General features: G+C 75.3%; 5 protein-coding genes. All 5 read right to left on the bottom strand.

Features of this window, described 5'->3' with window-relative positions; genetic code table 11:
• Positions 1-104: 104 nt before the first annotated feature.
• Positions 105-1,490, bottom strand: a complete 1,386-nt coding sequence (locus ECOMGDLI_RS02885; protein WP_088313412.1) for a delta-60 repeat domain-containing protein — start codon at positions 1,488-1,490, stop codon at positions 105-107.
• 137 nt (positions 1,491-1,627) lie between these two features.
• Positions 1,628-2,998 carry a delta-60 repeat domain-containing protein gene (locus tag ECOMGDLI_RS02880; protein ID WP_088313409.1) on the bottom strand — a complete coding sequence of 457 codons (1,371 nt, stop codon included), beginning with the start codon at positions 2,996-2,998 and terminating at the stop codon, positions 1,628-1,630.
• A 91-nt stretch (positions 2,999-3,089) separates the two neighbouring features.
• The gene (locus ECOMGDLI_RS02875; RefSeq protein WP_198954490.1) at positions 3,090-4,217 is read right to left on the bottom strand and encodes an amidoligase family protein; all 1,128 of its coding nucleotides are present in this window, start codon (positions 4,215-4,217) and stop codon (positions 3,090-3,092) included.
• Positions 4,218-4,231: 14 nt separating this feature from the next.
• Positions 4,232-5,323 carry a hypothetical protein gene (locus tag ECOMGDLI_RS02870; protein WP_088313406.1) on the bottom strand — a complete coding sequence of 364 codons (1,092 nt, stop codon included), beginning with the start codon at positions 5,321-5,323 and terminating at the stop codon, positions 4,232-4,234.
• Between the two features lie 253 nt (positions 5,324-5,576).
• The coding region (locus ECOMGDLI_RS34360) for a hypothetical protein (protein ID WP_198954489.1) at positions 5,577-5,948 on the bottom strand (372 nt) is incomplete at its 5' end.

Below are 5,948 nucleotides of genomic sequence, written 5' to 3'. Positions count from 1 at the left end.
GGGCGGGGGAGTCGGGGGATGGCGTCGTCACCTCCTGACCGTACGTCGCGCCACCGCGTCACCGCACGCCGTAACCCGGGCCGGCCCGCCCGGGGCCTCGCGGGTCAGGTGCGGCAGAACTTCGCGAAGCCGCCGAGCCAGGCGTTGGACGCCGTCTTGACGATGTCCCCGCCCGCCCACAGGCAGCCCGCGGAGTCGACGAAGAGCTGCCACACGCCGTCCCCGTACTGCCCGTACATCGCCGGGCTGAACGTGTCGAGCTTGGCGAACGTCGTCGCGTCGTAGGCGCCGATCCCGTTGATCCGGCTGTACCGCGACCAGGACGTCGGCGCGAGGCCCGGTGTCGTCGTCCGGTAGGCGCCGCTGTAGTCCTGCCGGAAGCAGTGGCAGGCCGCGTAGACGACCCCGTTCGCCTCGGCGATCGCCTGGTAGTCGCCGCCGGCCTTGACCGTCGAGCCGGGGTCGCCGCCGGTGTAGTGCCCGTACCTGCGGGCGAGCGTCGAGCGGGTGAGCTGGGTCAGGCCGTGCTCGGTCGGCGTCGCGATGACGTACGCGCCGTTCTTCGTCTCGTAGACCGCCTCGGAGTACGGCGCCTTCGTGCACGCGGGCCGGCAGTCGTAGGTCGGTGCCACGTTCGCGACGCCGCTCACGAGGGCGCCGGTCGTCGGGGAGAGGACGGCGAGGATCTCCTTGGCCTTGCCGTTCACCGTGCCGAACCGGCCCGCGGCGTAGACCCGGTCGCCCTTCGGCGAGGCGAAGACCTGCCACGGCGCCGTCGACATGTTCGGGTGGAAGCCCGCGCTCGGCCGCCCGTTCGACACCTTGACCTTGAACAGGTTCTTGCCCCGGACCGAACCGGTGTCGGTCCCGGTGCCGCCGGAGACGGCGTTGACGTTGCCGCCGAGGTAGACCCAGCTGCCCTGCAGGTGCATGGTCCGGACGCCGACCCGGCCCGTGGTCCGGGTGAGCGTCGCCTTCCACGTGCTGTCGACGGCACCGGTCGACGGGTTCAGCGCGACGAGGGCGCGGTGCGTCGTGCCGTTGACGACGCCGAAGTAGCCGGCCACGAGGAGCTGGCCCTTGGGGGTCACGGCGAGGTCCCAGACGCCGCCGTCGAGCTTCGGGCGGAACGTGGTGACCCAGGCGCCCGTCGCGCGGTCGAACGCCGCGAGGTACGGCTGGGCGGCCTGCGTCGTCCCGTTCCGCGCGACGGCCGTGAACATGCCGCCGACGTAGATCCGGCCGTTCCACTCCGCGAGCGCGGTGACGTTGCTCTTGAAGTCGGCGAGCGGGGACGTCCTGACGTCCAGGCCGGTTACGCCCCAGCCGCCGAGGCTCTTCGGGGTGCTCAGCATGACCGCCGGGGCGGCGCTCGCGGGGGCGGCGGCCCCGGTGGTGGTGCCCGCGGCGACCACCGCCGCGACGAGCAGGCCGGCCGCGGCGCGCAGCCCCCGCCGGCGAGAGCCCCACCTGTGCAGCCGACCACGCATCGTGCATCCTCCCCCGGCGGCGCGCGGTCGTCGTCGACCGGCGGCACGGCAGATCGTGACATTCGGCGCGGGTCGGGGGGAACCCCCTGAATCGTGGTCGGCCGGTCGCGGTCAGTGGTGCGGCCGGCCGGTCGGCGTCACGTCGTGCAGAACTTGGCGAAGCCGCCGAGCCACGTGCCGCCGCCGGTGCGCGTGATGTCGCCGCCGGCCCACAGACAGCCTGCGGAGTCGACGAAGAGCTGCCACGTGCCGTCGCCGTACTGGCCGAACAGGCTCGGGGTGAAGGTGTCGAGCTTGGCGAACGTGACGGCGTCGTAGGCCCCGATGCCCTGGATCTTGCTGTACCTCGACCAGCTCGTTGGCGCGAGCCCCGGCACCCACGTCGTCCAGGCGTTCGTGAAGTCCTGCTTCCAGCAGTGGCACGCCGCGTAGACGACGCCGTTCCGCTCCGCGAGCGCCTGGAAGTCCCCGCCGCCGGCGATCCAGTCGCCGGGCGGCGCCCCGGTGTAGTGTGCCGCGCGCCGGTCGAGGGTCGCCCGGCCGAGCTGCTGCAGGCTGTGCTCGGTCGGCGTGGCGATGACGAACTGCCGGTCGGCCGTCTCGAGCACGGCCTCGGAGTAGGCGCCGCCGCTCGTCTCGTAGCTGGGCCGGACGTCGGCCACGCCGCTGACGAGGCTGCCGTCGGTGGCGGACAGCACGGCGAGGATCCGCTTCGGGACGCCGTTCACGGTGCCGAACTTGCCGGCGGCGTAGACCCGGTCGCCGGCGGGGGAGGCGTCGACCTGCCAGGGGCTCGTCGACAGCGTTGGCCGGAACGCGGCGCTCGGCCGGCCGTTCGAGACCTTGAGCCGGAACAGGTTCTTGCCCTTCACCGTGGCGACGTCGGTGCCGGTGCCGCCCGTGACCGCGGTGACGTTGCCGCCGACGTAGACCCAGCTGCCCTGCAGGTCCATCGTGCGGACGCCGACCCGGCCGGTCGTCCGGCTGAGCGTCGCCTTCCACGTGCTGTCGACGGCGCCGGTCGAGGGGTTCAGGGCGACGAGCGCGGGGTGGGCGGCGCCGTTGACGCGGCCGAAGTAGCCGGCGACGAGGAGCTGGCCCTTGGGGGTCACGGCGAGGTCCCAGACGCCGCCGTCGAGCGTCGGGCGGAAGCCCGGCACCCAGGCGCCGGTCGCGCGGTCGAAGGCCGCGAGGAACGGCTGGGACGCCTTGGCGACGCCCTTGTTCGCGACCGTCGTGAACATGCCGCCGACGTAGATCCGGCCGTTCCACTCGGCGAGCGCGGTGACGTTGCTCTTGAAGTCGGCGAGCGGGGACGTCGTGAGGTCCAGGCCGGTGACGCCCCAGCCGCCGAGGCTCTTCGGCGTGCTCAGCATGACCGCTCCCGCCGCCCGCGCCGGGGCTGCGAGCCCGGCGCCCGTGCCGGTCGCGGCGAGCGCCGTCACGAGCGCGGCGACCGCCCCGACGGCGAGACGGGAGAGCGGGCGTCGACGGTGGCGCTGCGTCATGAAATGGTCCCTTGGCGTGCGGCCGGGCCGGGCGGGTCGCACGCATTGTGCCATTCAGTGTTGGCGTCCACGGCCGAACCGCGTGAATGCCTCAGCCGCCGAGCACGTCCTCGATCCGGGCGCCGGGCCGCGGCGCCCCGATCGGCCGCGGGTCGCGGCAGCGAGCCAGGAGGCGCTCGACGAGCGCCGCGGCCGCTACCACCTCCTCGGTGCCGAGCATGCCCGGCAGGCAGCGGATCTCGACGGTGTCCTTCTCCGCACGCGGCGTGACGAGGCTCGCGAGGTTGACGTCCGCGTACTTCTTGAGCCCCATCGGTGCGACGGCCGCGCGCAGGGTCTCCCAGTCGGGCGCGAGCGGGCCGGCGGCGTAGGCGACGACGGCGTCCGGCAGCGGGGCGAGCCGGGTGCAGGCGGGGTTGGTGCGCAGCGCCGCCCGCAGCGGCTCGCGCCACGCCGAGAACAGACGCACGAGGTTGGCGAACGTCGCCGGGACGCGCAGCGGTGCGGCGTCGACGTGCAGGTGGACGGCGGCCTCGACGGGCACGGTGAAGCCGAGGTCCCGGGCGGGAGCCAGGAGCGCGTCGAGGTGGGCGGCGTGGTCGGCGGTGAGCGGCGGCGTGACGACCTCGCAGGCCCGCTCCCGTTCGCCGGGCATCGGCGCCGCCATGGCGACCGTCGCGCCCGCCGTGTCGTCGACGACGACGACGTCCCCGGCGAGCCGCGGCGCGACCCCGAAGACCGCCGCGAGCGGGTCGAGCACCGCCTCCCGCGGCGCCTGCGGGTCCGCGAGCCGGTGGACGAGCCGCATGAGCCGCGGCTCGTCACCGAGCACCCGGTACCACCCCGGCCGGGCCGGGGCCCGGCGGTCGAGGTCGGCCCGCAGCGTGATGTCGTCGACGAGCCGGCAGCGCGGTGCGCCGTCCGGCCCGAGCACCTCGAAGCCCGGCGTGAGGTGGATGAACCACCCCATGCCCGGGACGAGCGAGGGCTCGGAGTCGGTGTGGAAGAAGCGCCGGACGGTGCCGCCGCAGCGGGCGGCGACCTCGGCCGCGAGGTCGGCCCGGCTCGTCCCGCGCGGGGCCAGGAGCTCGAGCTCGAACCCGGTGCGCAGCCCGAGCCGGGCGGGGGCGCCCCCCGCGGTCCGGTGGCCGGTGCCACCGGACCGCGGGGAGGCCGGGTCGACGTCGCCGCCCGTGCGGACCGTCGTCACGATCGTCACGCCGACCCTCGCGCTCAGGCCGCGACGGGCAGGTCGATGCCGGTGATGAGCTTGTCGCCGGCCATGACCTTCGCGTCGAACGGGTCGATCCCGCCCCAGACCCGCGCCAGGGCGACCGCGTCGTCGTAGTCGTAGCCGGCCGCGAAGTAGGCGTCGAGCGCCGCCTGCTGCCCCGCGCCGCCCTGGTCGCCGTCGAAGGGCAGGACCCCGCCGGGCAGCGGCAGACGGTCGAGGATCTTGTGCCCGGCGTTCGCCTTGACGTCGGCGAGGTCGTCGACGCCGGACCAGATGTCGGCGAGCACGAGCGCGTCGGCGTAGTCGTAGCCGTTGTTGAAGTAGGCGGCGCGGGCGGCGTCGTCGGAGACGGACCAGGCCGTCTGGCCGGGCTCGATCGGCACCTCGCCACCGGCGAGCAGCTTGGAGCCGGCGAGCACCTTGGCCTCGTAGGCGTCGGTGTCAGGACCCCACAGCAGGGCGAGCAGGTCGGCGTCGTCGGAGTCGTAGCCGGCGTCGAGGTAGGCGTCGAGGGCGGCGCGCTCGGCGATCTCCTGCTCCGTCGCGGGGGTGCCGCTCGGGTCGACGGGCAGGTCGCGGCCGGCGAGGAGCTTGCGGCCCGCGCGGACCTTGACGTCGCTGACGTCGGCCCTGCTGTGCCAGGCGCGCTTGAGGGCCACGGCGTCCTCGTAGAGGTAGCCGGCGTCGAAGAACGCCCCGAGCGCCTCCTCGGCCGTGTGCTTCTCGTGGCGGCCGTGGTGCCGGTCGCCGTCCTCGTCGCGGCCGTGCCGACGGTCGTCCCCGGCCTTGTCCCCGGCCTTGTCCCCGGCGTCCTGCTCCGCCGGGCGGGTGTCGTCCGCCCGTCGGGTGGCGGGCTTCTTCGCCGCGGTGGTCGCGGACGCCGGGCCGGAGGCCGGCGTGGCCGTGGCGTGCGCCGAGCGCTGCGCCACCGGCTGGGTGCGGGCGTCCTGCGCGGTGGCCGGGAGCACCCCGAAGGTGCCGACGGCGGCGGCCGTCACGGGGACGGCGAGGAGCGCGAATCCGAGGCTGCGCGGCATCGCGCGGAACCGGCAGACGATGCCCCGCTGCGGCCCTGAGGTGTTGTGCGACATGGGATGTCCCCCCTGCGTGAGGTCCCCCGAGCGGGACCCGTCGTGTGGTCCGGCCGCTGCTGCGACCGTGATGCACCACTCACGCGGCGGAGGGCCGAAGGGTTGCGGCCGACGGGGTCCGGGGCCGCGTGACGCTTTTCATGGGACGGCAGGACAACGCGGGGGCAGCGGGGCGCGTCTGTACGCGCGTGCCGACGCCCGCGACGCCGGGGACGGCCGTCGCGGGCGGGGCCGGCAGGTGGGGCTGCTCGGACTACTCGGGCCGGGCGGCCGGGGACGCGGTCGCCGGTGCGGTCGCCGGTGCGGTCGCCGGACGCCGGGTCCGCGGGGCCCGCGGGGTCGTCGACGTGGTCGTCCGGCGGGTCGTCGTCCTGCGTGCGACGGCGATCTTCGTGGTCACCGGCCCGGCGGGCGCCTCGGCCGCGGGTGCGAGGGCCTCGGCGGGCTCGGCGACCTCGGCGGGCTCGGCGGGCTCGGCGACCTCAGGGGTCTCGACGGCCTCGGGGGTCTCGACGACGGCGACGACGGCGACGACCTCGGCGACCGGCACCTCGGCGACGTCGGCCACGGGCGCCGCGGGCGCCTTGGCCGCGGCCTTCTCGGCCGCTGCCGCGGCGGCCGAGAA

This window comes from Kineosporia sp. R_H_3 (genome assembly GCF_002198675.1).
Taxonomy (GTDB): domain Bacteria; phylum Actinomycetota; class Actinomycetes; order Actinomycetales; family Kineosporiaceae; genus R-H-3.
This window is presented reverse-complemented; position numbering and strand designations above follow the sequence as displayed.

Coding starts and splice junctions, on each gene's coding strand:
- ECOMGDLI_RS02885 (WP_088313412.1), bottom strand. CDS start 1,490: ATGCGTGGTCGGCTGCACAGGTGGGGCTCTCGCCGGCGGGGGCTGCGC.
- ECOMGDLI_RS02880 (WP_088313409.1), bottom strand. CDS start 2,998: ATGACGCAGCGCCACCGTCGACGCCCGCTCTCCCGTCTCGCCGTCGGG.
- ECOMGDLI_RS02870 (WP_088313406.1), bottom strand. CDS start 5,323: ATGTCGCACAACACCTCAGGGCCGCAGCGGGGCATCGTCTGCCGGTTC.